The following is a 24,391-nucleotide window of genomic DNA, read 5'->3' as shown; positions in this document are numbered from 1 at the left end:
AGGCATGATTTCCGATCAGCAGCTGTCCGAACGCATGGCTGCCGGCGACCAGGAAGCTTTTGAGATGCTGGTGACGAGGTACCATGGTCCGCTGCTCAGTTATACGACCCAGAGGCTGGCCGACAGGCAAAAAGCCCAGGATATCGTTCAGGAAACGTTTATCCGGCTCATTCGGCATCTGAAGCAGCACGGCACGCTGGAACATGTTCGCTCCTGGCTTTATCGCGTCGCTCTGAATATGTGCAAGGATTATTGGAAAAGCGCATCCTACAGGTCTGAAGGTCTGGCGGGTGAGGAGCTGCCGGATGCATACGACCCTGCACCCGGCGCGGAAGAACTCGTGGAAAGGCAGGAAACCTCGCTCGAGATTGCAGCATCGCTGGAGAGCCTGCCCGATATACAACAGGAAGTCATATCTCTTCGATTCTTTCATGATCTGAAGCTGCAGGAAATCGCCGACCTGGTCGACCTCCCCTTAAGTACGGTGAAAACGCATTTATATAACGGCTTGAGAAAGCTGAAGAAAACATTGTCCATGGAGCATTCCGATTTGGTACCCGTTCACCCCTCCCGAAGGACGCGGGAGACGAGTCCCCAGGAACAGGTAAGGAACCGCTCCAAGTCGGAAGAGCCGGATTCGAAGAGCAAAGTAAAAGAAAGTGAGGTGTATCTCCATGGATCATCCATTCGATAATGAATTGAGAAGACTCGAAGACGAGCTTCGCGGCCCGCTTAGACGCGCTGCTCTTCCATCGCCGTCGCCGGATGAGACGGCGCAGCTCATTGCGTCCCTTCAGGGAGAGTTCAATCAGCTCAGGATTGAGCCCGAGTCCCCCAAGCTGGATTTTAATCCGCAGGTCGACCCGCCCTCATTAAAACAGATTCTTCGGAGCCAGATCCGATTGAATCAAAGGTCCATTCTGCTCACAGCAGGCGCGGTATTCTGCATGTTGGTTCTGCTGATCGATCCGGAGTATCCATTGGATCAGTTTGCCGGATTGCCCGGCGGCATTTTTCCATTGATTACCCCGCTGCTGCTGATTGTATCGATGCTGTTCAGCAGCCGAACCTGGGATAAAGGGATGCGGGCCGTGGAGACCCTGACCCCATACCCGCCGGCCCTTGTATTGTATACCCGCCTGCTGCTTGTGACCGGCATCGTCATCGGAATGGCCTTGCTGAGTACCCTCGCGCTCGGGCTGCGATCCATCCAGGCGGAAACCTCCCGCTTTTTATTCGGGCCCTTTATCCTGGAGTGGATGGGGATTCTGCTGGTGACGGGAGGAGCTGCGATGTATATGCTGTTTCGCAAAGGCATGGTCGTCTCACTGATCTCGGCCGTCCTGGTCTACGGCATGTGGATCGTGATTCAAGGACAGATCGTGGATCACGGCGTTTCGATGAGCGGTAAAATGATGACGGACATGGCCCTGCTTGTGATTGGAGTAATTCTGCTCGTCTCTTCCTACGGACGCAGCTTGAAGCTGAACGGAGCCTGGAGAATGGCGAATGATTAGGCTGGAAGGACTGGAACGACAGGCGGGTACGTACCGGCTTGAAATCGACAAAGCGGAGATTCAATCCGGCCTCAACCTCATCGTCGGGGCGAACGGCGCCGGAAAAACCACCTTGATCGAGCTGCTGACCACGCTGCAGGCGCCCGATGCAGGCGAGATCCTGTACAGCGGGCGCAGGGCAGGGGATCATTTGCCGCTAATCCGCAGCCAAATCGGTTATGTCCCGGCGGATATCGAGCTGTATGGAGATATGAAGGTCGGCAAGCTGCTGACCTATATGGCAGAGTTAAAGGGCGTCTATAACCCGGAGGCCATTGACAGGCTGATGGCGGACTTTCGGTTGGAGCCTTTTCGCAAGAGCAAGGTCAAGAATTTGTCGCAAGGGGTGCAGCGGCGCATTGCCGTCGTACAGGCGCTGCTGGCTTCTCCTTCTTTTCTATTCCTCGATGAGCCGTTAAACGGCATGGACGCCGAGGAACGCAAATTCCTTATCACGTACCTGACCAAGTACGCCAGGGGCCGAATGGTGATCGTGGCCGCCCACGAGCTGAACGAATGGGAAGAGGCGGCGGATACCGTGATATGGATACACCGCGGTCGCATCCGGTATATCGGTTCACCGACCCAGTGGAAGCTGAATGTGGCGTCCAGCGTCTGGGAAGGCGAGATCGATCTGGAAGCCTTCGAGCGGATACCGCAGGAGCTGCTGATTCATTTTCAAATGACGGAACATCACATGAGAGTAAGGCTGATGGGGAAAAAGCAGCCGGGTCCCGAATTTGTGGAGAAGGCGCCTACGCTGGAGGATACCTTTTTCCTACATATGAACGCCTTAGCCAGACGCGGCTGAGTATAGCTTGGATCATGAAAAATCATCGCCTTCATTCGGGCGATGATTTTTGCGTTTTCATCCGTTTAAAGCCGACTATTTGGTCGTTTTTCCGCTCTTATGCCTCCAATTATAAATCCACGAAGCAACCATGGTGGAAGGCCAAAACCATCCTTGCGTATTGTAATGGAGTTGTTCTTCTTGAAACGACATGTTGTTGTAATACGTTTCCTGATCGACCCCCTGCCTCCGGGGATCTTTCTTTAACGCTGCAATATACCGGTACTGTACAGGGATCATGATCAGGAATACGGCGACCAGAACGCTCGCAATAATCCACATCGCAGAACTCATACGTACACGCTCCTTTGGTTTATCGTATATGGAAAGCCATATTAATATACACTACGTATAAACCTCGGTATGGATTCAAATATTTACCATATGAACGCCCGTCATGCCGACTTTATCTATCGAAAGCCAATCATCCGTTTCAGAACAGGGTAAGGAAGGGTAGGCACGGTGCGCGTATTCGCTGAACAGCGGCGTCATCGTAGCATGAATGGATGATGGAGAAGGGAGCGAGTTGAATGGGAACCGTAAGTAATCAAGGAATGGAGAAGGTGGCTTTGGTAACGGGTGCTGGCGCCGGAATCGGACGAGGGATTGCCAAGGTTCTGGCTGAAAAAGGATATCGGCTGGCGATGACCTACAATTCGAGTAAAGATGGAATATTGGACATGGCAGAGGATATTCGCCATATCTATGGCAAGACGCCTCTTATTATCCAAAGCGATCTGACCGTTCGCAGTGAAGCGGAGAATACGATACGAAAGACGATAGAGGAGTTTGGCCGGATCGATCTGTTGGTGAACAATGCGGGGATCGGCCTATATGACGAGCTCACGGAGATTGAAGAGGACGCGCTGGACATGACGGTTCATCTCGATTTTCGAGCGCCGATGCTGCTTAGCAAATATGCTGTTCGGGAGATGATCGCCCAGGGAATTCCGGGCAATATCATCTTCATCACGTCTTCGCGGGGGGAGAGAGCCTATCCCAAGGACAGCATTTATGGCGGTATGAAGGCAGCGCTTATACGTGCCGCCCAATCGCTGGCGCTCGAGTGGGCTCCGCATGGCATCCGCGTAAACTGCGTGGCACCGGGAGCAACCGTTCACAAGCCGGACCAATCGGCAGAGGACGAGCCGCTGGGCAGAAAAATCCCGCTGGGAAGGCTCGGCACGCCGTCGGACATCGGGGAAGCGATTGCTTGGCTCTGCTCGGATGCGGCATCCTATATTACCGGCATCAATCTCCGTATAGACGGAGGTTTAATCTTGCCGGGCATGCCGGAGGATACGTCCCCGGAAGCCGGATATGGATGGGGCAGAGTGTATAAGGAGGACAAGGAATAAGGGTGACTTGCGGGTGCATGCAGAAGAATTTATAATATTCCGATAAATTTAGTGGGTTATCTCTCTTTTCAAACGAGAGAAAGTATGAGAGAATGGGAGAAATTATGAAATCATCATACTTTCCATATGAAGAAAAGGGAGGAAACACCCATGTCAGAAGAACGCCAATTTTCCATTGAAACCTTAGCGGTTCATGCCGGTCAGGAGCTTGATCCGACCACATTATCCCGCGCTGTCCCTCTGTATCAGACGACTTCCTACGGGTTCAAAGACAGCGAGCATGCGGCGAATCTGTTTGCGCTTAAAGAATTCGGCAACATTTACACGCGTATCATGAACCCGACCACGGATGTGTTTGAGAAGCGGATTGCAGCGCTCGAAGGCGGTGCCGGTGCACTGGCGACATCTTCCGGGCAGGCAGCCATCACCTTCTCCATTCTGAACATTGCAGGCGCAGGTGATGAAATTGTTTCTTCCTCGAGTTTGTATGGCGGTACTTATAATTTATTTTCCAATACGCTAGCGAAGCTGGGGATCAAGGTGCATTTCGTGGATTCCACGGATCCTGAGAATTTCCGTAAAGCGATCAATGACAAAACGAAGGCCGTGTTTGCCGAAACGATCGGCAATCCGCAGGGGAATGTGCTGGATGTGGAAGCCGTTGCGGCCATCGCGCACGAGAGCGGTATTCCGCTTATCGTCGACAATACGTTCCCTAGCCCGTATCTGCTGCGCCCGATTGAATTTGGAGCGGATATCGTCGTTCATTCCGCGACCAAATTCATCGGCGGCCACGGTACCTCCATCGGCGGGGTCATTGTCGATAGCGGTAAATTCGACTGGACGGCTAATGACAAGTTCCCAGGATTGACGCAGCCGGATCCAAGCTATCATGGCGTTGTATATACAGAGGCAGTAGGCCCGATCGCTTATATCATCAAAGCGCGCGTGCAGCTGCTGCGGGATATCGGCGCATCGCTGTCCCCGTTCAATTCCTGGCTGCTGCTGCAAGGACTGGAAACGCTGCATCTCCGGGTGGAGCGCCATAGCGAGAATGCGCTGAAGGTTGCCCAGTACTTGGAGAGTCATGAGGCGGTGGAATGGGTGAGCTATGCAGGGCTGCCGAGTCACCCTTCGTATGAGTTGGCGAAGAAGTACCTGCCGAAGGGACAAGGCGCTATCCTGACCTTCGGTATCAAAGGCGGGGCAGCGGCAGGTCAGAAGGTGATCGAGAATGTGAAGCTGTTCTCCCACTTGGCCAACGTCGGGGATTCCAAGTCGCTTATCATTCATCCGGCGAGCACGACGCATCAGCAGCTGACGGAAGACGAACAGCTTACGGCGGGCGTAAATCCGGAATTGCTGCGTCTGTCGATCGGGACCGAGTCTATCGATGATATCCTGTATGATCTGGGTCAAGCTATCGCGGCAAGTCAGGAGTAAAGGCTGACTGATGGATTTCAAATAAATCTCAGAGCACTTTCCTGTATATGGAGGAAGGTGCTCTTTTTTGTTGTCGCAAGGCCGCTACGGGGTTGTATCCATGCTGTCGAGCCATGGATGACCCGATGGAAACTGCGTCCGCAGCGCTTGGGCAAGCCACCCTGCAGCCTGTCGATCGAGGAAGGGCAGGACCTTCCTGAAATCCCGTTCGTCTTTTTCACGGATGTTCTTGCTTCCTCCTTTATACAGGAGCTGTATCTCCGGTTTTAGATAAGGAATTCCTTGGTCTGTTATTAAGGATATATCTTGGAGCGGTCTTCGAACGGATGGTTCTCTGCGATAAACCCAGCTGTCCAGTTCGACCTCCACCAGCATGATCTGGAATGAGAAGGGGGCTTCCTCATTCCGACTTACCCATACATCGCCAACCGAGTGCAAATATTCGCCTTCCTCCCAGAGGGATAAGGTTCCTTGATCCGCTTTGTACAGCGTCCATTCTTTGGCTAATGCCGCGTAAATGGCGGCCTGCTCTTCGCGCAGGATCAGGATATCGATATCGCCGTGTTCCCTGGTCTGCTCCCCCAAATATAAATCCAAAGCCCAACCTCCGGCGATATACCAACGAGCAGGGATTTCAGCAAAAATTCCAGCGGCATCCGATACGCTGATTGGTTCCCAATGGTCATAATCGGTTCTCATGTGCTACTCTCCTTTTTCCGGGATGGATTCATTCCTCCATTGTATAGGTTTTATCCAGTCCTTGAAATGAGGATAAACAGATAGAGTCAGGCATCCGCACCCTTGCGCAGTTATCCGGTATAAGGAGAGCAGGGTGCTTGGTTTGTTCCGTCTTGTTATTTTTCAGCCGGTGTTTATTCCGTGGGCTGTATATTTCCAAATGTTTCATAATAATCTGTAAGGAGGCGTTTATCCAATTCAAGGTGAAAGGGAGTAGAAGGATAACCATGACGGAAAGGCAATGGGGAGCACGCAGTGAATTGGGAGAGCGTCGATTTGAAGATCAAGAGTTCATCGGAGTTGAAGAGATTGGGGCAAACGAGATTTCTCCCGAGACGGATCTGCTGAAGCATTTTGCAATGGCAGGAGGAGTCACCCATGAGGAGGTATTGCTGTTATTGGCATCGCCTGACGATATTGAAGAAGCCCTCAGGGTTTCCGGGATTCGGCATAACGGCACGGACAGACCTTCCTTGACCCGACTGCTGGGGTGGAGTGACAGGAACCGAAGACTGAAAGTCATGAGCCGATCCGCAGACCCTGAATCCATTGCACGAGATATCAGTCAAGGTGCTCAGGGAATCGGGCTGATACGCGGGGAGGATGCTGTGCAGCATGGCCTGCTGCAGGAGGTTTACACGGCGTGGTTGAATTCGCGGAGCGCAGAGAAGAGCGTCCTGTTGAGGCGGAGACTTATCATGCTGTGGATGACCTATTGGGTATCGGTGTTTCAGGCGGCGGCTGGAGCTAGGTGTGCGGTCAGCTTGCTGCACGATGCCCGGCTTTCCAACACGATGGAGTTACGTGAAGCGCAGGATGCTCAGCTGGAGTCCTTGTTCCGGGCTATGGAGCAGTGCAGCGAGGAAGGCGTGGATTGCCAATTAGAGCTCCTGGCTGTACGTCCGGCACACGCGGATGACTTTATATCGATTCATAATTTTATCGAAGAAGTGGCAGAGCAAACCCTTATGGATCAAAGACGTTTTGTGCGTATTCGTTATGGGGCGCTTCTCAGAGAAGGGATGAATCCAGCGACGGCAGCGGAAATTGCCCGTTTGGCCGATGTGATTGTATTCGACTCGGAGGGGACGGAGAATTCCGGATCGTCGGATGAGGCAGGGCACAGGGTCACGGCTTTCTCCGAGATGATCCATCGAATTAAGCGAACGAAGCCGCAATTAACGCTCCGGATCAATGGGGTGGCTACCACGGATTTGCGGATGGTTTACCGACAGGGCATACACGAGGTGTGCTGTCAGTCCTCAGAGATTGCAGCCATTCGAATAACCGGTGCGAGGCTGGAGATGCGCCGCAGATGTTCGACGATTGTCGAGTGATGGAATGTGAGCGCTTAACAAACTAGGTGATGGATTAAAGAGAAGTCCTTGTGGAGAGAACGCAAGGGCTTTTTTACGTATAGAGGTTCACTTCAATAACAGGGGACGCCAATAGGTACTCTTCAGTATTTAAAAAATGTGAAAAATATGGTTTACAAATGAGGATGAAGTGAGTATGATACTTATAAAGTTGTACGAAGGAAAATAAATTGTATAAGTTCAAAAATGATTCTCATTCTCATTTAGCATGCTGCTCCGGCGAAGCCGGGGCAGCATGTGTCATTTTAAGGGTAGTAATAATGGATCTCATTCTCAACTAGGAAGGTGATTGGTTATGCAATGGATACAAAGTCAAACGACGACTGGACGCATATCGACAATAGAAAATGGAGCTGATCCTCGTGAGCCGCGGCAGCCTGGGAAATGGGATATACGCAGTCTGCTGAGCAACGCGGAGGTCGTGGCTGCGCTGGGCAGCGGCCTGTTGATGCTGATCGCTTGGCTGACCAGCCAATGGTCTGAGCCGCTCTCCGTTGTGTTGTATGTGATATCCTATGCCGTCGGCGGATGGGTGAAAGCGAAAGAAGGTGTGGAGACCCTTCTGAAGGAGCGCGATCTGGATGTGAATCTGCTGATGATTGCTGCTGCTATGGGAGCTGCAGCGATCGGGTACTGGAATGAAGGCGCGATGCTGATCTTCATCTTTGCACTCAGCGGCGCGCTTGAGAGTTATACCATGGAGAGAAGCCGCAAGGATATCTCGTCCTTGATGGAGCTGCAACCGGAAACGGCCCTTCGCATTGAGAAGGGAGAGATGGTATCGGTATCCATCAACAAGCTGGAGATCGGCGATCTGATTCTGGTAAAGCCGGGCGAGCTTATTCCGGCAGACGGCAAAATTTATCGCGGCAGCTCCTCCGTCAACCAGGCTTCGATTACCGGGGAATCCGTACCGATCGATAAGTCCGTAGGCGATGAAGTGTTCACAGGCACCTTAAACGGGGAAGGCGTATTGTACATTGAGGTTACCCAGTCGGCGGAATCCACGTTGTTTGCCAAGATTATCAAGCTGGTGGAAGAAGCGGAGAACGAAGTACCGGAATCGCAGCGGTTCATCAAGCGGTTCGAATCGATTTATGCCCGTGTCGTTGTTATTGCGACCGTGGCGCTGATTGTTCTGGCTACTCCCGTTCTGGGATGGGATTGGGATACGACCTTCTATAAAGCGATGGTGTTTCTCGTAGTTGCCTCCCCTTGTGCGCTGGTATCCTCCATCATGCCTGCGATGCTGTCGGCGATTTCCAATCGCGCCAGAAAAGGCGTATTGTTCAAGGGCGGCGCCCATATCGAGAATATGGCACGCACGGCGGTTGTCGCTTTTGATAAGACAGGTACCTTGACGCTCGGTACGCCGGTAGTTACGGATTTTATCGCTGGCGAAGGCTGGGAACGGCATGAACTGCTTGGCATCAGTGCTTCTATCGAAAGAATGTCGAAGCATCCTCTGGCCTTGGCGATTGTCCAATCGGCTGAGAAAGAGGGGGCCGCGCTGAAGCAGGTAGAGAACGGACAGTCCATAACTGGATGGGGTATGCAGGCGGAAGTGGGAGGAATCACTTGGAAAATAGGGAAAAGCGATATTTTGGATCATCCGACTATTGATCAGCATTCCGGTGCAGCTTCCGCGCAAAAGGAGTTGAGCGCGCTTGAAGAGAATCGCCAGCACTGGCTGTCCATCCGGAACATGCTGGAATCCGAAGGCAAGACGGTTTCCGTTATTCTGAAGGGAGACCGTATCGCGGGCATGATCGCTCTGCAGGATGCGGTCCGGCCTCAAGCGGCAATGGCCGTTAAGCGGCTGCAGCAGCTGGGCATCAAGGTAGCGATGCTGACGGGGGACCGCAAGGCGACGGCCGACGTGATTGCGAAGCAGAGCGGCGTAGACATGGTGTTCTCCGATTTGCTGCCGGAAGATAAAGTTACACATATTAAGGAGCTTCGGGCCCGTTACGGCCATGTGGTCATGGTTGGGGACGGAGTGAACGACGCACCGGCACTGGCTACTGCGACCGTCGGCATCGGCATGGGCGTTTCGGGAAGCGGAACGGCGCTGGAGGTAGCGGATGCGGTGCTTATGAATGACAATATCGATGAAATTGCCGGCACCGTCAAGGTTGCACGCCGGGTTCAGCGTATCGTGAAGCAAAATATGATCTTTGCCATCACCGTGATTTTGACGCTGATTGCAGCCAATTTCATTCAAGGCGTGGCGCTGCCGCTGCCGCTGGGCGTCATCGGTCACGAAGGAAGCACCATTCTGGTTATACTGAACGGGCTTCGCCTGCTGCGCACTAACCGTTAATCGAATCTGTATCTTGTGTTAAAAGTCCCCTTCTTTTCATTCGTGAGAAGAAGGGGATTCTTGTTTGTTGGCTCTCAATGGCCGTGGACGATCTCGATTTCTCCCAAGCTCTTCGCTGCTAGGCTCGACATGCAAGGACTCGCTGCCAAGGGTTGTCCTTTTTTTCATCAAACATTCATCTTCCTTTCGTTAAAAGAGCGGGGGAGTCTTGTGGTGCCCTTAAATTCATATAACCCTCTCTCCGCGTACGATTGTTTGCGAAGTAAACGCTTCCGGGCCCAAAAGATCGCCGCCTTCTTGGGAGAAAGAAGTTCAGTTCCCCAAAATATTGGATTACATTTCGAATTATGAAGAATGGATTAACAATATTTTCGGAGGGGGTGTGATGTGACATATTGACAGACGGCTCCGATATAACCATAATTAATATTAATTTATAATGATTATAATTAAGCGTTCCATATATAGGAGGGAAACGATATGTACAAATCCGTTATTATAGGCACAGGCCCTGCCGGCCTTACGGCTGCAATCTATCTGGCTCGCGCAAACCTGAGCCCGCTCGTCATTGAAGGTCCGCAACCTGGCGGACAGCTGACCACCACAACCGAAGTTGAGAATTTTCCGGGCTTTCCCGAAGGCATCATGGGTCCTGAGCTGATGGACAATATGCGTCAGCAGGCTGAACGTTTTGGCGCAGAATTTCGTACAGGCTGGGTGAACAGCGTGGAATTCGGAGAGCGTCCGTTCAAGCTGGACGTAGACGGTATGGGTGAGGTAGTTGCCGAAACGTTGATTATCTCTACGGGCGCAACGGCCAAATATCTCGGCATTCCTGGAGAACAGGATAATGTAGGACGCGGTGTAAGTACCTGCGCAACATGCGACGGATTCTTCTTCCGCGGAAAAGAGATCGTTGTTGTCGGCGGCGGCGATTCCGCGCTGGAGGAAGCGAACTTCCTGACCCGCTTTGCATCCAAAGTAACACTGGTACACCGTCGGGAGGAGCTTCGTGCATCGAAAATCATGCAGGACCGCGCCCGCGCTAACGAGAAAATCGAATGGGCCCTGAACCGCACGCCGCAGGAAGTCATCGCGGACGAGACAGGCGTCAAAGGGATCAAAGTACTCAATAATGAAACTGGCGAAGAGGAGACGATTACAGTCAGCGGCGTATTCGTGGCGATCGGTCATCATCCGAACACTGGTTTCCTCGGCGGAAACATTACAACGGATCCGAACGGTTATATCGTAACGACCCCGGGAACATCCGAGACGAATATCCAAGGGGTATTTGCTTGCGGCGACGTGCAGGATACCCGTTACAGACAAGCGATCACCGCGGCAGGAAGCGGCTGTATGGCAGCTATGGATGCGGAGAAATATATCGAGAGCTTGGAACACAACGCTGTTGTGTTGTAAACTGATAGATAGAGATCGAACGGGCTTTAATCAGAGCCTAATCATGAGTAGAGGAGACTGATCAACCATGGAAAATGTGATTGTATATACTTCGAACAACTGCCCGCACTGCAAACAAGTAAAAGGCTTCTTGTCCGATCAAGGCATCGAATTTGAAGAGCGCAACATCGAGCAAAACGACGAATTCGCGCAGCAAGTATGGGATATGGGCGTTCGCGCAGTACCGCTCACGATCATCGGCGAGCACCGCATTCTTGGCATGAATAAGCTCCAGTTCAACAAAGCGTTGAACCCCGAAGCGTAATCTAATCAGCATTCTGGCAAGCCTATTGCTTGCTTATGATAAAAAGCTCCTTCCCCGATTTCCGGGAAGGAGCTTTTTTTTGTTGCCGAGATATGCTGCTGACGTTCGCTCAGATCGTGTTCACTTGTTAAAAAACAGACTCATGATGATCTGGAATACGACGTAAGCTGCTACGCCGGAGCCGAGGAGAATGAAGCCGGCTTTTTTCTTGCCTTGAAAAAAACGCATGATGGCGAGACTGAACAAAGGTGCGATAACTAGGAGACACAGCAATACGGTCACAAACATTTCCGCCGATATTTCCGCAGTGCTTACATAGGTCATTTGAGCGTTTCCTCTCCCTTTAGTATAACGATCACACGGCATCTCCACGAGGAGAAGCGTGATTTAAATTGCAGGACGAGATTAATTATAGCGGAAAATCGCGGGATTTTCCTTAATATGCAGGGTGTTATTACGACAAAATATCGTCAATTTTAATGAATCGGCATGGAGACTCGCACTGGCCCCAGAAACTGCGAGATGGCGGAGTAAGCCGCGCCGATCAGGGTGGAGCGGCTGCCCAGCTCGGCAAACCGAATCTCCATCAGCTCACGGTGGTAAGGAAGCGTGCGCTGGGCAACGACCTGTCGCAGCGTATCCTCAATCCAAGCCCGTGCGTCGGACAGCGGACCGCCGATAATGACCGATTGCGGATTGAATCCGTTGACAAGATTGGTAATGCCGATACCGAGATAACGTCCAAGCTCTTCAAAATGCCGGATAGTCTCCTCATGGCCTCGCTCTGCATGGTGAATCAGCTCGGATGTCCGCCTGGACGGGAGAGCGGCGCCTTTGCTGTCGTAGGATTTCTCCGAGGCATACAGCTCCCAGCAGCCGCGGTTGCCGCAGGTGCATTCCAGTCCATCGGCATCGATGGACATATGGCCGCTCTCGCCAGCGTATCCGCGGGCCCCCTTATAGAGCTCGCCATTGATGATGATGCCGGAGCCGATACCGCTGCCGGCACTGATATAGAGGAGATGGCGGGCGTCCCGGCCAGCTCCGAAGCGCAGCTCGCCCTGGGCACCCGCGTTTGCTTCATTGTCGATGGTTACGGGAAGTCCGAGCTCGTCCTCTAGCTGCTTCTGCAGCGGCACCATGTCCCATCCCAGGTTGGGAGCGAAGAGGACGGTGCCGTCACCGTCCACCATTCCAGGGACGCCTACGCCGATCCCGATGATCCCGTACGGGGAGGGAGGGGTCTGCCGCATCAGGCCATGAATCAGACCAACCATCAGCCGCGTCACCGATTCCACGTCATGCCCTACAAGGGCGGTATCTTCTTCGGCAAGGATCTTGCCTTCCAGATCTGTAAGCACGGCGGTCATTTGCTTGACGCGCAGCTCAACGCCGACGGCATAACCGGCTTGTCCGTTAAACAGCAGCAGCTGCGGCTTCCTGCCGCCGCTGGATTCGCCGGGTCCGATCTCCTGGACCAGGTGGTTGCTGCACAGCTCCTGCACGAGATTGGAGACGGTAGCCTTGTTCAGTCCGGTTAGCTTGGAGACTTTCGCTCGGGAGACAGGGGCGTGCTGACGTATCGTATCGAGGATAATCGAAGTATTTATTTTTTTGACCAGAGCCTGATCACCGGTAATATTCGCCATGTGTATTCATCCTTTTAGTCTTGCTTCCTGATCATGATAAGTTTTGGAGACTTGATATGCTCATAGTCTAGGGGCAAAGTCCGGAAATTGCAACAGCCCGTAACGCTGCCCGGGTGCGCGTTAATCTTTTGTTCGGTGGTTTCCATCGTCATAACATTTAAATATGAAATTGCAGGAATTCTAGGCAGTGAGCTAAACAGAGATGTGTTGATCTTTTGTAGAAATAGCCCTAAAAGCAGGTGTCACCGGATTTGAAAAAGTTGTAAAGCAATAACTTTGTTTAACCAATAGACAAAGTAGAAATCCTGTGTTAGGATAACCTTGTAAGCGTTAACCACACCTTAACAAGGTATAGGAGGATTTATTCATGGCCTATTTTAACAACATTAGCAAAGTCGAGTACGAAGGCAGCCAATCAACCAACCCTTATGCTTTTAAATTTTATAATCCGACAGAAGTAGTAGCCGGCAAAACGATGGAAGAGCATCTCCGTTTCGCCATGGCTTACTGGCATACATTGACTGCAGGCGGTTCGGATCCGTTCGGCGCTGACACTGCGGTTCGCCCTTGGGGCAACTACTCCGGCATGGACCTCGCCAAAGCACGCGTTGAGGCAGGCTTTGAGTTCATGGAGAAAATGAATCTTCCGTATTTCTGCTTCCACGATGTGGACATTGCGCCTGAGGGCAGCAGCCTGCGCGAGTTCTACAGCAACATCGATACGATCGTGGATTCGATTGAAGACCACATGAAATCCACTGGCAAGAAATTGCTCTGGAACACGGCGAACATGTTCACGAACCCACGCTTCATGCATGGTGCGGGCACTACATGCAACGCGGACGTATACGCTCATGCGGCAGCCCAAGTGAAGAAAGGCCTTGAAGTCGGCAAACGCCTCGGCGCCGAGAACTACGTGTTCTGGGGAGGCCGCGAAGGTTATGAGACCCTGCTCAACACGGATATGGGCCTTGAACTGGATAACCTGGCACGCCTGTTCCATATGGCGGTTGATTATGCGAAGGAAATCGGCTTTGACGCCCAATTCCTGATCGAGCCTAAACCGAAGGAGCCAACCAAGCACCAATATGACTTTGATGCGGCTACAACAATTGCATTCCTGCAGAAGTACGGCCTCGACAAGCACTTTAAACTGAATCTCGAAGCCAACCACGCCACGCTCGCCGGTCATACCTTTGAACACGAGCTTCGCGTAGCACGTATCAACGGCATGCTCGGTTCCCTCGATGCGAACCAAGGCGATATGCTCATCGGATGGGATACGGACGAATTCCCGGTTAACATCTACGATGCGACATTGACGCTGTACGAAGTGCTGATGAACGGCGGTCTCGGCCGCGGCGGCGTGAACTTCGATGCGAAGGTTCGCCGCCCGTCCTTCGAGCCGGAAGATTTGTTCCATGCGCACATTGCGGGTATGGACACTTACGCAAAAGGCTTGAAAGTGGCAGCGAAGCTGATCGAAGACCGCGTTTTCGAGGACTTCATCGCGAAACGCTACAGCAGCTTTAACGAAGGCATCGGCGCAGACGTCGTATCCGGCAAGGCTACACTGGCTTCCCTTGCAGAGTACGCCCTGAACAACGAGTCCCCGCGCAAGAACGAATCCGGACGTCAAGAAATGCTGAAAGCGATTCTGAATCAGTACATTCTTGCAAATTAATCGATACTCTCTTTAGCGCTTGTACCATGAAATCCAAACCTTCACCGGCTCCCTCCAGGGAAGCCGGTGTACTTATTTCAATCAGGAAACTATAGCGAGCTATGGTCGACAGCCATCCAAGCATACCTCGGATCACGCATCGTGCGCCGGGGGAAGTGCCAACGATGTTTTCATGTTCGGTTCATGAGGAGACGAAGGAGGATATAGATGAGTTACGTTATCGGAGTTGATTTGGGGACCAGTGCTGTGAAGACCGTGCTGGTGGACCCAAGCGGCAAGGTTGTCGCCGAGCATTCGGAGTCGTATCCGCTGAGCCAGCCGAAGCCGGGTTACAGCGAGCAGCGACCGGAGGATTGGGTCGACAAAACGGTATTGTCGTTACGGGAATTAATGAGCAGAAACAACATTGACCCATCCGAGGTTGAGGGGTTAAGTTTCTCCGGCCAGATGCATGGTCTGGTCTTGGTAGACGGTGAGGGTGCAGTGCTGCGGCCGGCCATCCTATGGAATGACACGCGCACAACGGTGCAATGCCGTCGAATCGAGGAGACTCTGCAGGAGAAGCTGCTAGGGATTGCACGCAATCGCGCGCTGGAAGGGTTCACTCTACCCAAGATTCTATGGGTGCAGGAGTGTGAACCGGAGCTGCTCGAACAGGCTGCCTTGTTCCTGCTGCCTAAGGATTATGTGCGTTTCCGCCTGACCGGGCAATACGCAATGGACTATTCCGATGCAGCCGGAACGCTGCTGCTGGATGTGGCGGGCAAGTCTTGGAGCATCGACATTTTGGATGCCTTCCAGCTGCCGCACACCCTATGCCCGCCGCTGGTCGAATCCTTCGATCAGTGCGGCACCTTGCTCCCTGAGATCGCCGAGCAAGCCGCTCTGCTGCCAAATACGAAGGTATTTGCTGGCGGTGCGGACAACGCCTGCGGCGCCATCGGCGCAGGTATTCTCGAAGAAGGGCAGACGATGTGCAGCATTGGTACATCGGGCGTGGTACTCTCCTATGAGGAGCGTCGCGAGGTGGATTTTGAAGGCAAGGTCCATTTCTTTAATCATGGCGAGAAAGATGCTTACTATATCATGGGCGTGACCCTGGCTGCGGGATACAGCCTGACCTGGTTCAAGGATACCTTTGCGCCGGATGTCTCCTTTGACGCGCTGTTAAGCGATATCGGAAGCATCCCGGTTGGCAGCGGAGGTCTGCTGTTCACGCCGTATATCGTTGGTGAACGCACGCCGCATCCGGATGCTACCATTCGCGGCAGTTTTATCGGAATGGACGCGGGACATAAGCTGCCTCACTTTGCACGTTCGGTACTCGAGGGAATCACGTTCTCTCTCCGTGAATCCATCGATATCCTTCGCTCATCCGGCAAGCGGATCGACCGCGTCATTTCCATCGGGGGCGGCGCCAAGAACGAAACGTGGCTGCAAATGCAGGCGGACGTGTTCAACGCTGAAATCGTGAAGCTGGAAAGTGAACAGGGCCCGGCTATGGGCGCGGCAATGCTCGCAGCCTACGGCTGCGGCTGGTTCCCAAGCCTTCAGGACTGCGCCAAGGCGTTTTTGCGGCAGGCACGCTCGTATTCTCCCAATCCGCAGGCAGTTCAAGCTTATGACCAATTGTTTGGACTCTATCAAAGCGTATATGGAGCAACGCGTGAACTAGGCGCTGAGCTGTCCGAATTCCGGGGATAACCCTATAGAAGAGCAGGTCGGGAATACAGGTTTCCCGGCCTGCTTTTTTTGCGTGAACGCGGTGGACCGCATATACTTGAAGCAGGTTGAAATTTGCAGCCATGCGATTTAGGAACGTGCCGGAAGTGTAAATAGAAATGGGGGGAAGACAATGAAACTGACACCTGAGCTCAAACGCGAGAAAATCGTTGCCATCGTGCGGGGCATTACGAGAGAACAGGCGGACTTCGTAGGAGAAGGGTTGACCCAAGGCGGAATTCGGTTCATGGAAGTGACGATGAATACGAAAGACGCTTTACATATGATCCAGGATTGGCGTACTCGGTATGATGGCGCCGTATATATAGGGGCGGGAACCGTGCTTGATGTGGAGATGGCGAAGGAGGCGGTCTCCGCCGGAGCGCAATTTCTGATCTCGCCGAACACGGATCTTTCCGTTATCGAATATGCTTTGGAGCAAGGAATTGATGTATGGCCTGGGGCGATGACGCCGACGGAGATCGTTGCGGCGTACGCAGCCGGCGCCGAGATCGTGAAGCTGTTTCCCATGGCCAGCCTGGGCTTGTCATTTATCCGGGAGCTTCAGGGCCCGCTGAGTCACATTCCGCTGCTTGCCACGGGCGGCGTTACGCTGGATAATCTTGCGGATTATTTTAATGCAGGTGCAGTTGCGGTAGGTTTAGGCAGCGCGCTGCTCCCGAAGGATGCGCTCGCGTCCGGAAATAAGGAGGAGATCAGGCGTCGTACCGCGGCTTTTGTTGAAGCTGCCCAGCTTGGCTAGCGTGTGTTCAATAGGGTGTTCCCCTTCGTAAGAAGCGGGATCGAAATAGTTACACTTCGTTCATCCTTAATCATGTTGGTTATGTTTTGGAAGCTTGCTACATAAGGAATATATAGACAAGTTATGGTATTATTTAGGTAGCTTGGTTATGTCATTGCTGCCGTGTACAGTCACTTGTTAAGGATATCATCATGTGTAAGTAAGGCATGGTTAGGTTCAAGTAATGGAAGGGAGCGAATCAAGTTGAATCCATCAGGTAAGAAGAAGGTAAGGGTAAAAAAGACCGTGTGTGCGGTTACGGCTACGGCTATGTTATGTTTGGCGCAGCCGGTATGGGGAGACAATTCCGTTCCGGGCAGCGGAGTCGCTGTATCTGATACGGTAACTGCCGTGACTAGCAGCGATAACGCCGGTTCGGAAAGCGTAACGGATAACGAAATACCGAAGGGTGCAAAAATTTCGTCCAAGCAGGCGGAAGACATCATCAAGAAGGCTTTCCCGGAGCTAAAGAACGTGAATGTATCGAATGTGCAGTTCTTGGAGAATGATGGCATGAGATCGAGCGCGCTTGCTTGGGATCTGCAAATGGTGTTGACTAAAGGGAACTCAAGCTCCGGCTTCAATGCCCAGGTCAATGCGGTCACGGGTGAACTTATTAACATTTATATCCCTCGTTCCTTGTTGAACCAAGGTAGCGACAAACCGGTGATAACCCGTGGAGCAGCCAAGGAGAAGGCGCTGAAATGGATCGGCAGCCATGTATCGGATCTGAAGGCCAGCGAGCTTAAGGAGAATGAGGCTTATCTCGGGATGCAGACGGCGCTGTTCAGTCCGCCGCGGTTTGATTTTTATTTCCAGACCTCGGTGAACGGAATTGAATCGGATGTGAACAGCATTTCGATCACGCTGGACGGACAGGGCAATACCATTAACTATTCCCGCAATCAAGTCAATGAAGAGTTTCCATCATCCACACCGAAATTGAATGAGGCCTCCATTCGTAAATTGTTTGAGGATCAGTTCCAGGTCTCCTTGGCTTATGTACCTGATCATTTATATAACAACGCCAAAGGCAATTATTTCTTAGGTTACATACCTAATGATCAATCAGCGAATTCAATGGATGCCAATACAGGCAAGTTCATTAGTTTTACTGGGGAAGAAAGTGAGTTCACCTCGATTGAGAACGGCACGATTCCGGAGTCCAAAGAGATCTTCAAGCCAATCACGGCTCCATTCGCTGGCGGAGAGGCAGCAGCCAGATGGGTGGAATCGCAGATCAAACTCCCGACCGGCTTGAAGACAGAATCCAAGTCGCTGGGTACCAGATGGAACAATAATGAGATCAAGACGTGGAATATAAGATGGGGCGAGAACCATCTTTCCGCCATGGGCGGAGGAGAGATGGTATCCGCAGAGGTGGACGCCAAGACCGGACAAATCTACTCCTACAACCGATATCGTTTTGACCGGACCGGTGCTCCAGAAGTGAAGAGCCCGATTTCGCAGCAGGCTGCGCAGGATCTCGCATTCGAGACGGTAAGCAGGCTGGTGCCGAATGCTGTCGAGGAATGGAAGCTGACATCCGTTGATAAAATGGGCAAAGACACTAAAACCCTTAACTATCAATTTTCATTTCAGCGCTATATCGGTAATATTCGCGTCATGGGCGATTCCCTGAACCTCACGATTGAGGCCGACGGGCAAATCCAGGGCTTTAGTGTGAATTCCGAAGCTGTCCTGTCCAAGCTGCCAACGGATGCAAAGCCGGCCGTCAGTGCGGAGCAGGCAAAAGCTAAGTATCTGGAAGAAATTGAGCTGAAGCTGAAGTACGGTTACTACGGCGGTTACGCAACGAACGGTAGTGAGATTATGAAGCCGTTCATTAAGCTGATTTATTATCCGACACACAAAAAGGCGGCTTATGGCGGCATTGCGGTACCGCTTGATGCCAAGAACGGAGAATGGCGCGATATTACGCCTGAAATGAGCCGCAAGGATATTCCGGCGGTTACCGATGCGGCGGGGCATGATGCGGAAGCGGCTCTCAAGGAGCTGGTGAAATATCGGGTGTTGGTTCCGGACAAGGACGGAAAGGTATACCCGGATCGCCAAATTACCCTTGGCGAATGGTATCAGCTGGTGGCGGCTTCGGTGAGTCCGTCCTACGAGCAGGTGTATGGAAGATCTACCATGGATCCATACGCGGGTTTGCAGCCGGATCATCCGTATTATCAGGCCATTCAGGTGCTGATCGGGCAGAACTGGATTCCTTATGATCCGGACAGCACGCTGCAGCTGGACCGCAAGCTGACAAGGGATGAATTGGCAAGCTCGCTGACCCGTATTCTGAATTACGAGAAGCTGTCCAAAGCCTTTATCCTGCCAACCGATGTGCAGGGAATATCGGATGCCGACGCCATTACTAACAAAGGCGCAGCCCTGATCGCCCTCAAGCTGGGGCTTCTCCCGGCGGTCGATGGCAAGTTCTTGCCGGAGCGTGAGGTGACGCGAGCGGAAGCTGCGGAGGTACTGGTCCGCATGTCGAAGCTGGCGGGACGCAGCGATTCTTTCCTGTCCTCATTTTATTGGTAGCATTTGATATTCGTGCCCGGTCGACAAAACTAGAACCCATAAGCCCTGATGTTATGTGTTACAATAATGGTGCATACGGATGAGGAAGATGAAGGGCGGGTGTACCGATGAAACGAAGCCGAGGAACAATCGTTAAATTACTGTTCATAGGGTCTTTGGCGGTAACCGTTGCAGCAGTACCTGAACCAGCTAATCTCAGTGATGTCTATGCCACCTCCAACAAAGCGGTCGTGAAGTCGGTCGATGGGATTCAACAGAAGCTGCTGACAGCGATGAGCGACAGGCAATCGACGGTGCGTTTTGTTTACCAGGGAGAGACCCAATCGCTGAAATCGCAGCTTAAAGATGCACTTGATCAGGCGATGGCCAGTGATCCTTATATTCACTACACCATCGCTAGCTATAGCTACGACTATCGTGGGACATCCAGTTCCGCCAATGTTACCGTTCGGTTGAGTTACCGCGAGACTGCGGAGCAGACGAACTACGTGAACCAGAATGCCGACAGCATTTTGAAGCGAATCATCAAGCCGGGCATGAATGATCATGAGAAGGTGAAAGCCATCCACGATTGGGTTGTCCGGAACTTGAAGTATGATACCACGCTTACGAAATATACGGCCTATGACGGACTCTACACCGGAAGCACGGTATGCCAGGGTTATTCCCTGTTAACGCATAAACTGCTGAAGGGAGCAGGGATCCAGAACAAAATCGTAGAGGGCACGGCTTATGCCTCCGATAATCCAAAGGGCCAGCTTCATGCTTGGAATCTGGTTCTTCTGGACGGCAAATGGTACCATCTGGACACGACGTGGAACGATCCCGTGCCGGATCGCGACAACGAGGTATCCTATACGTACTATCTCCGGACGGATGAACAGATGGGCCGCGATCATACCTGGGTGAAATCCTATCCGAAGGCGAGCACGCTTTACCGCAACACGCTGGCCGGGCTAGCTGCGAAGGATCGTTCGAGAGCTGAAGTATACGAACAATTGAAGCGGGATTTGGAATATCAGCTCTATGATGCCCGCTCCATCGTCAGCTCCTACACACAGCTCCAACCACTGGTTAATGCTGCTAAGGCTGAAGGCAGCCGGAAGCTGGTGTTCAGGTTTGACGGCAGCGAGCGAGAGCTTGTAAATGTGCTCCAGCAAGTGCAGATGAAGAGCAATCTCGGCTCTATCAAATATTATCATCATGCGTTTGAGAACACAGGTGATCTTAGAGTGCAGATCATTTGGTAATGTGTCCGTATCCCAAAAAAGCAGCTTCCGTTCCCAAGTATGGGAGGGAAGCTGCTTTTGGTATGTCCGGTTTAACTTATTTAACGTTCGTGCTCAAATCGCACTCGTCCAATGGTACGATGCGGCTCTTCTTAATCAAGCGGTAGCCGAACCAGATGGAGAGGAACAACGGAATGCTGACATAAGTGGCAATGATCGTTAACCAATCGATCTCCCCGCTGAAATTGCCTTGACCGATAATGGCAACAAGACAGAGCAGGAAGGCGAAGATGGGACCGAAGGGGAACCAGCGTGCACGGAACGGCAGCTCCTTCAGGTCTTTACCTTGGGCGACATAAGCTTTGCGGAAGCGATAATGACTCACGGCAATGGCCAGCCAGTTAATGAATCCGCACATTCCGGAGGCATTCAGAAGCCACACGTAGACTACACCATCGCCGAAGAAGGAGGCCAGGAAGGCCAGCATGCCTACGGCAGAGGTTACGATTAGAGCCGCAACCGGTACGCCGCGGCTGTTCAGCCGGCTCAGCCATCTCGGAGCCATTCCTTGCTTCGCCATGGCATATAGGACACGGGTTGAGGCATACATCCCCGAGTTTCCTGCCGACAGCACGGAGCTGAGAATGACCGCATTCATTACGGAAGCCGCAAACGCAAGGCCGGCTTTCTCAAACACCAAGGTGAATGGGCTGACACCGATATTGTCGACCCCGGATTGAAGCAAGCTCGGATGGGTGTAAGGGATCAGCATGCCGATGACAAAAATAGCGAAAATATAGAAGATCAGGATGCGCCAGAACACCTGACGGATGGCTTTAGGGACGTGTTTTCTCGGATTTTCGCTCTCGCCGGCCGCGACCCCGATCAGCTCGGTTCCCTGGAAGGAGAAGCCTGCAGCCATAAACACACCGACCAGCGCGAAGAACCCGCCGTGTACCGGCCCGTCGCCGAGACTAAAGTTAGTGAATCCCACGGCTTCACCGCCAAGAATACCGAAGATCATCATGACTCCGATGATGAGGAAGATAATGACGGTTGCCACCTTAATGATAGCAAACCAATATTCCGATTCGCCGTATCCTTTGGCAGATAGAAAGTTTAAGCCGAACATAATCGCCAGGAACAGAAGACTCCACAGAAATGACGGGCTGTCCGGGAACCAGAATTTAATAATAACCGTCGCCGCTGCGAGTTCGGCGGCGATGGTAACGGCCCAGTTGTACCAGAAATTCCAGCCGACGGCAAATCCGAAGGCGGGGCTGACAAACCGGGAGGCGTAGGTGCTGAATGAGCCGGAATCCGGAAGATACGTAGCGAGTTCGCCGAGGCTGGTCATCAGAAAGTAAACCATGAGGCCAACTGCAGCATAGGCGATAAGCGCTCCGCCTGGGCCGGCAGAGGCGATGGCCGTTCCGCTTGCCAGGAAGAGGCCGGTACCGATCGATCCGCCAAGGGCGATCATTGTCATATGACGGGCTTTAAAGCTCTGCTTGAGCGAAGCAGCCGGTGCTTTTTTGCGATTCAAGATCGAACACTCCTTCTATACATTAAGAAATGATATTTAAAATATACCCTGTTAGAACAAAAAGACCGCAGGTCCTATACCTGCGGTCATTATCGTATCCGCATCATACCCTCCATGAAGATAGCACAACACGGGGAAATCCCCGTGACAGTTCCGTCTCTTTCGACAACGGCCCCAGCACAGGATACAAGAGTATACCCTGCACTTCGGCATTCATGCCTTTCACTGTGCTTCACCGGCTTCTCTTCGCCTCGGCACAACTACTGATCATGTCTGCAACCTCTACCTCATCTTGGAATGATGAGGCTATCTGTATATTCAATTCTAACAAGAGAGTCCTAGTATAAATCACATTCCATGTAAGAAGCAATGGTTAAATTTTACGGTTCTAAGGCAGTTCCGAAGATGCAATTACGATTGATTCCGTTTGGCCATTTGTTGCCATACGGTTCCGGCTGCTTCTTCGCCGGATTCGATGCGCTCCAGTGCCATTCGTGCCTGCAGACTAACCTCGAATTCCGGATCATTGGCAGCCTCCTCCAGAGCGGAGCGAGCTTCCTCGGTGCCTACTTCATACAGGAAGCGGGCTGCACGCCAGCGTACGATCTTGCTGCTGTCTTTGAGCGATTCGATCATGACCGGGGTAGCGGCAGCATCGCCGATATCGGACAGTGTATCGCCTGCGGTACGGCGAACGGCCGGTGTTTCGTCGCGCATGGCTTCATACAGGAGTTCCATCGCTTCAGGGGTGCGCAGATCGCCCAAGTACACAACGACGAGCCGGCGGATCTGCATCTTCGGATCCCGAAGGGCTTGGCGGAGAAGCGGAATGTGTTTCTCCGTTGGCTCCAGTGCATCCAGCGCGGCATAACGGACGCGCCAGTCCTCATCCTGCAGCGCGGCTTCGGTTTCCTCGTCTGTCAGCTTCCGGCGCTGCTCGACGAAATCCTCGTCGCTGGCGCCGTGGGCAATCGCTTGGGCAACGACTTTATCGAGGCGCTCCTGCGGGAAGGCAGCTTCAAGCTCCTGCTCTACGTCACGGGCGATGTCTTCCAGCTGGCCGTAGCGCACGCCGTACTCCTTGAGCTTGCGCTCCTTGATGAGCGTTGTGGTTCCGACGGCGGCCACCGCTTGGGCGAAGCGCTCCGACAGACCGATGCGTTCTTCCTGATTCCCGCTTTTGACACGGATTTGCATCGGTATATTCCGAAAATACTGGACGAACACTTGAGCCTCACCAAAAGCAAAATCTTCCGCATTTTCTTGGAGTCCGGCGGCAAGCCCCTCCTGACCGAATATTTCCTGAACGGCGCCCAGAATGGAAGGCCAATCGGCGTTGCCTTTGCGGTCGAGCGCGATGAAATCAAGGGTATGAAAAACGCTCTTTACGCCCGGGATATGGAGCAGCTGCCTGATCCAGGGGGGAGCCGACCGTTCGTTATCCAGTGTATATGTTCTTCGAATCCCGGGCTCCAGCGTTTCGTCAAGTCGAAGCATCATGGAGTTCGGGCTCGGGGTTGGTTCAATAAATGTAATTTTCATGGGTTTATCTCGCCTCCTTATCCTCTTATTGTACCTCTTTTCCATGCCGGAAAAAACATCATGGCAAGGATTCAAACAAAATGACCGGACTTTGGATAAAAAGAGGAAAGGTTTGTAAAACTGATAATGATGGGATTGTAAAGCATTTAGGTTTTCAAAGAATCACATGTTAGATGGCCGCACTCTTGCAGATGGACTGAAATACTTAAAGGAGGCTAGGCTAACGGATGCACAGGAAGCAGGAGCGAAAGCTTGCGATTCTATGCTTTATTGTTGCGGCCATTATGCTAT

20 protein-coding genes and 1 riboswitch are annotated in these 24,391 nt (G+C 52.4%); of the genes, 14 read left to right on the top strand and 6 right to left on the bottom strand.

Translation table 11 applies throughout. The features are described 5' to 3' along the window. Positions 1-4: 4 nt before the first annotated feature. From BJP58_RS15805 to BJP58_RS15795, 3 genes are read left to right on the top strand one after another with little or no spacing between them, the layout of a single operon-like run. Positions 5-694, top strand: coding sequence for an RNA polymerase sigma factor (locus BJP58_RS15805; RefSeq protein WP_194544616.1), 690 nt, complete (start codon positions 5-7; stop codon positions 692-694). Further along, a complete protein-coding gene (locus BJP58_RS15800; protein WP_071219647.1) occupies positions 675-1,517 on the top strand; it encodes a hypothetical protein in 843 nt (280 codons plus the stop codon). The genes BJP58_RS15805 and BJP58_RS15800 overlap by 20 nt, the downstream gene beginning before the upstream one ends. Next, positions 1,510-2,367, top strand: a complete 858-nt coding sequence (locus BJP58_RS15795) for an ATP-binding cassette domain-containing protein (RefSeq protein ID WP_071219646.1) — start codon at positions 1,510-1,512, stop codon at positions 2,365-2,367. The genes BJP58_RS15800 and BJP58_RS15795 overlap by 8 nt, the downstream gene beginning before the upstream one ends. A 75-nt stretch (positions 2,368-2,442) precedes the next feature. Here the strand turns inward: BJP58_RS15795 and BJP58_RS15790 are convergent, their stop codons facing one another. Beyond that, positions 2,443-2,700 carry a DUF3949 domain-containing protein gene (locus BJP58_RS15790; protein WP_127593924.1) on the bottom strand — a complete coding sequence of 86 codons (258 nt, stop codon included), beginning with the start codon at positions 2,698-2,700 and terminating at the stop codon, positions 2,443-2,445. 236 nt (positions 2,701-2,936) lie between these two features. On the opposite strand from BJP58_RS15790, the gene BJP58_RS15785 reads away from it, so the two are divergent. Together BJP58_RS15785 and BJP58_RS15780 are read left to right on the top strand one after the other, a co-directional pair. After that, positions 2,937-3,764: an SDR family NAD(P)-dependent oxidoreductase gene (locus BJP58_RS15785; protein WP_194544615.1), complete on the top strand. Its 828-nt coding sequence runs from the start codon at positions 2,937-2,939 to the stop codon at positions 3,762-3,764. Positions 3,765-3,914: 150 nt separating this feature from the next. Next, a complete protein-coding gene (locus BJP58_RS15780; protein ID WP_194544614.1) occupies positions 3,915-5,207 on the top strand; it encodes a homocysteine synthase in 1,293 nt (430 codons plus the stop codon). Positions 5,208-5,291: 84 nt separating this feature from the next. On the opposite strand, the gene BJP58_RS15775 is transcribed toward BJP58_RS15780, so the two are convergent. After that, positions 5,292-5,906 carry a nucleotidyltransferase domain-containing protein gene (locus BJP58_RS15775; protein ID WP_194544613.1) on the bottom strand — a complete coding sequence of 205 codons (615 nt, stop codon included), beginning with the start codon at positions 5,904-5,906 and terminating at the stop codon, positions 5,292-5,294. A 266-nt stretch (positions 5,907-6,172) separates the two neighbouring features. On the opposite strand from BJP58_RS15775, the gene BJP58_RS15770 reads away from it, so the two are divergent. From BJP58_RS15770 to BJP58_RS15755, 4 genes are all read left to right on the top strand, one after another. After that, entirely contained in the window at positions 6,173-7,282 is a 1,110-nt protein-coding gene (locus BJP58_RS15770) for a PEP-utilizing enzyme, TIM barrel domain protein (RefSeq protein WP_194544612.1), read from the top strand. A gap of 334 nt (positions 7,283-7,616) precedes the next feature. After that, a complete protein-coding gene (locus BJP58_RS15765; protein ID WP_194544611.1) occupies positions 7,617-9,644 on the top strand; it encodes a heavy metal translocating P-type ATPase in 2,028 nt (675 codons plus the stop codon). A 480-nt stretch (positions 9,645-10,124) separates the two neighbouring features. Next, complete coding sequence (gene trxB, locus BJP58_RS15760; RefSeq protein ID WP_071219637.1) at positions 10,125-11,066, top strand: thioredoxin-disulfide reductase; 942 nt, start codon at positions 10,125-10,127, stop codon at positions 11,064-11,066. 67 nt (positions 11,067-11,133) lie between these two features. Continuing rightward, the gene (locus tag BJP58_RS15755; protein WP_006212730.1) at positions 11,134-11,370 is read left to right on the top strand and encodes a glutaredoxin family protein; all 237 of its coding nucleotides are present in this window, start codon (positions 11,134-11,136) and stop codon (positions 11,368-11,370) included. A gap of 120 nt (positions 11,371-11,490) precedes the next feature. Here the strand turns inward: BJP58_RS15755 and BJP58_RS15750 are convergent, their stop codons facing one another. Both BJP58_RS15750 and BJP58_RS15745 read right to left on the bottom strand, forming a co-directional pair. Continuing rightward, the gene (locus tag BJP58_RS15750) at positions 11,491-11,694 is read right to left on the bottom strand and encodes a hypothetical protein (protein ID WP_194544610.1); all 204 of its coding nucleotides are present in this window, start codon (positions 11,692-11,694) and stop codon (positions 11,491-11,493) included. Between the two features lie 152 nt (positions 11,695-11,846). Then, positions 11,847-13,019 carry an ROK family protein gene (locus BJP58_RS15745; RefSeq protein ID WP_194544609.1) on the bottom strand — a complete coding sequence of 391 codons (1,173 nt, stop codon included), beginning with the start codon at positions 13,017-13,019 and terminating at the stop codon, positions 11,847-11,849. 367 nt (positions 13,020-13,386) lie between these two features. Between BJP58_RS15745 and xylA the strand changes: the two genes are divergently transcribed. The 5 genes from xylA (at position 13,387) to BJP58_RS15720 (ending at position 21,033) form a co-directional block, all read left to right on the top strand. After that, positions 13,387-14,703: a xylose isomerase gene (xylA, locus tag BJP58_RS15740; RefSeq protein WP_071219634.1), complete on the top strand. Its 1,317-nt coding sequence runs from the start codon at positions 13,387-13,389 to the stop codon at positions 14,701-14,703. Positions 14,704-14,910: 207 nt separating this feature from the next. After that, complete coding sequence (gene xylB / locus BJP58_RS15735; RefSeq protein WP_194544608.1) at positions 14,911-16,407, top strand: xylulokinase; 1,497 nt, start codon at positions 14,911-14,913, stop codon at positions 16,405-16,407. 151 nt (positions 16,408-16,558) lie between these two features. Further along, a complete protein-coding gene (locus tag BJP58_RS15730; protein ID WP_071219632.1) occupies positions 16,559-17,188 on the top strand; it encodes a bifunctional 4-hydroxy-2-oxoglutarate aldolase/2-dehydro-3-deoxy-phosphogluconate aldolase in 630 nt (209 codons plus the stop codon). Between the two features lie 243 nt (positions 17,189-17,431). After that, positions 17,432-19,783, top strand: a complete 2,352-nt coding sequence (locus BJP58_RS15725; RefSeq protein WP_194544607.1) for a YcdB/YcdC domain-containing protein — start codon at positions 17,432-17,434, stop codon at positions 19,781-19,783. Positions 19,784-19,890: 107 nt separating this feature from the next. Beyond that, positions 19,891-21,033, top strand: coding sequence for a transglutaminase domain-containing protein (locus BJP58_RS15720; protein ID WP_194544606.1), 1,143 nt, complete (start codon positions 19,891-19,893; stop codon positions 21,031-21,033). Positions 21,034-21,109: 76 nt separating this feature from the next. Here the strand turns inward: BJP58_RS15720 and BJP58_RS15715 are convergent, their stop codons facing one another. Continuing rightward, complete coding sequence (locus BJP58_RS15715; RefSeq protein WP_233355141.1) at positions 21,110-22,501, bottom strand: amino acid permease; 1,392 nt, start codon at positions 22,499-22,501, stop codon at positions 21,110-21,112. A gap of 170 nt (positions 22,502-22,671) precedes the next feature. Then, a riboswitch (Lysine riboswitch) is annotated at positions 22,672-22,851 on the bottom strand. Between the two features lie 118 nt (positions 22,852-22,969). Beyond that, the gene (locus tag BJP58_RS15710) at positions 22,970-24,100 is read right to left on the bottom strand and encodes a virulence factor (RefSeq protein ID WP_194544604.1); all 1,131 of its coding nucleotides are present in this window, start codon (positions 24,098-24,100) and stop codon (positions 22,970-22,972) included. Between the last annotated feature and the right edge of the window lie 291 nt (positions 24,101-24,391).

The sequence above is a fragment of the Paenibacillus sp. JZ16 genome, assembly GCF_015326965.1.
Classification (GTDB): Bacteria; Bacillota; Bacilli; order Paenibacillales; family Paenibacillaceae; genus Paenibacillus_AQ.
The sequence above is the reverse complement of the archived record's forward strand: the minus strand, read 5'-3'. Positions and strand labels throughout refer to the sequence as shown.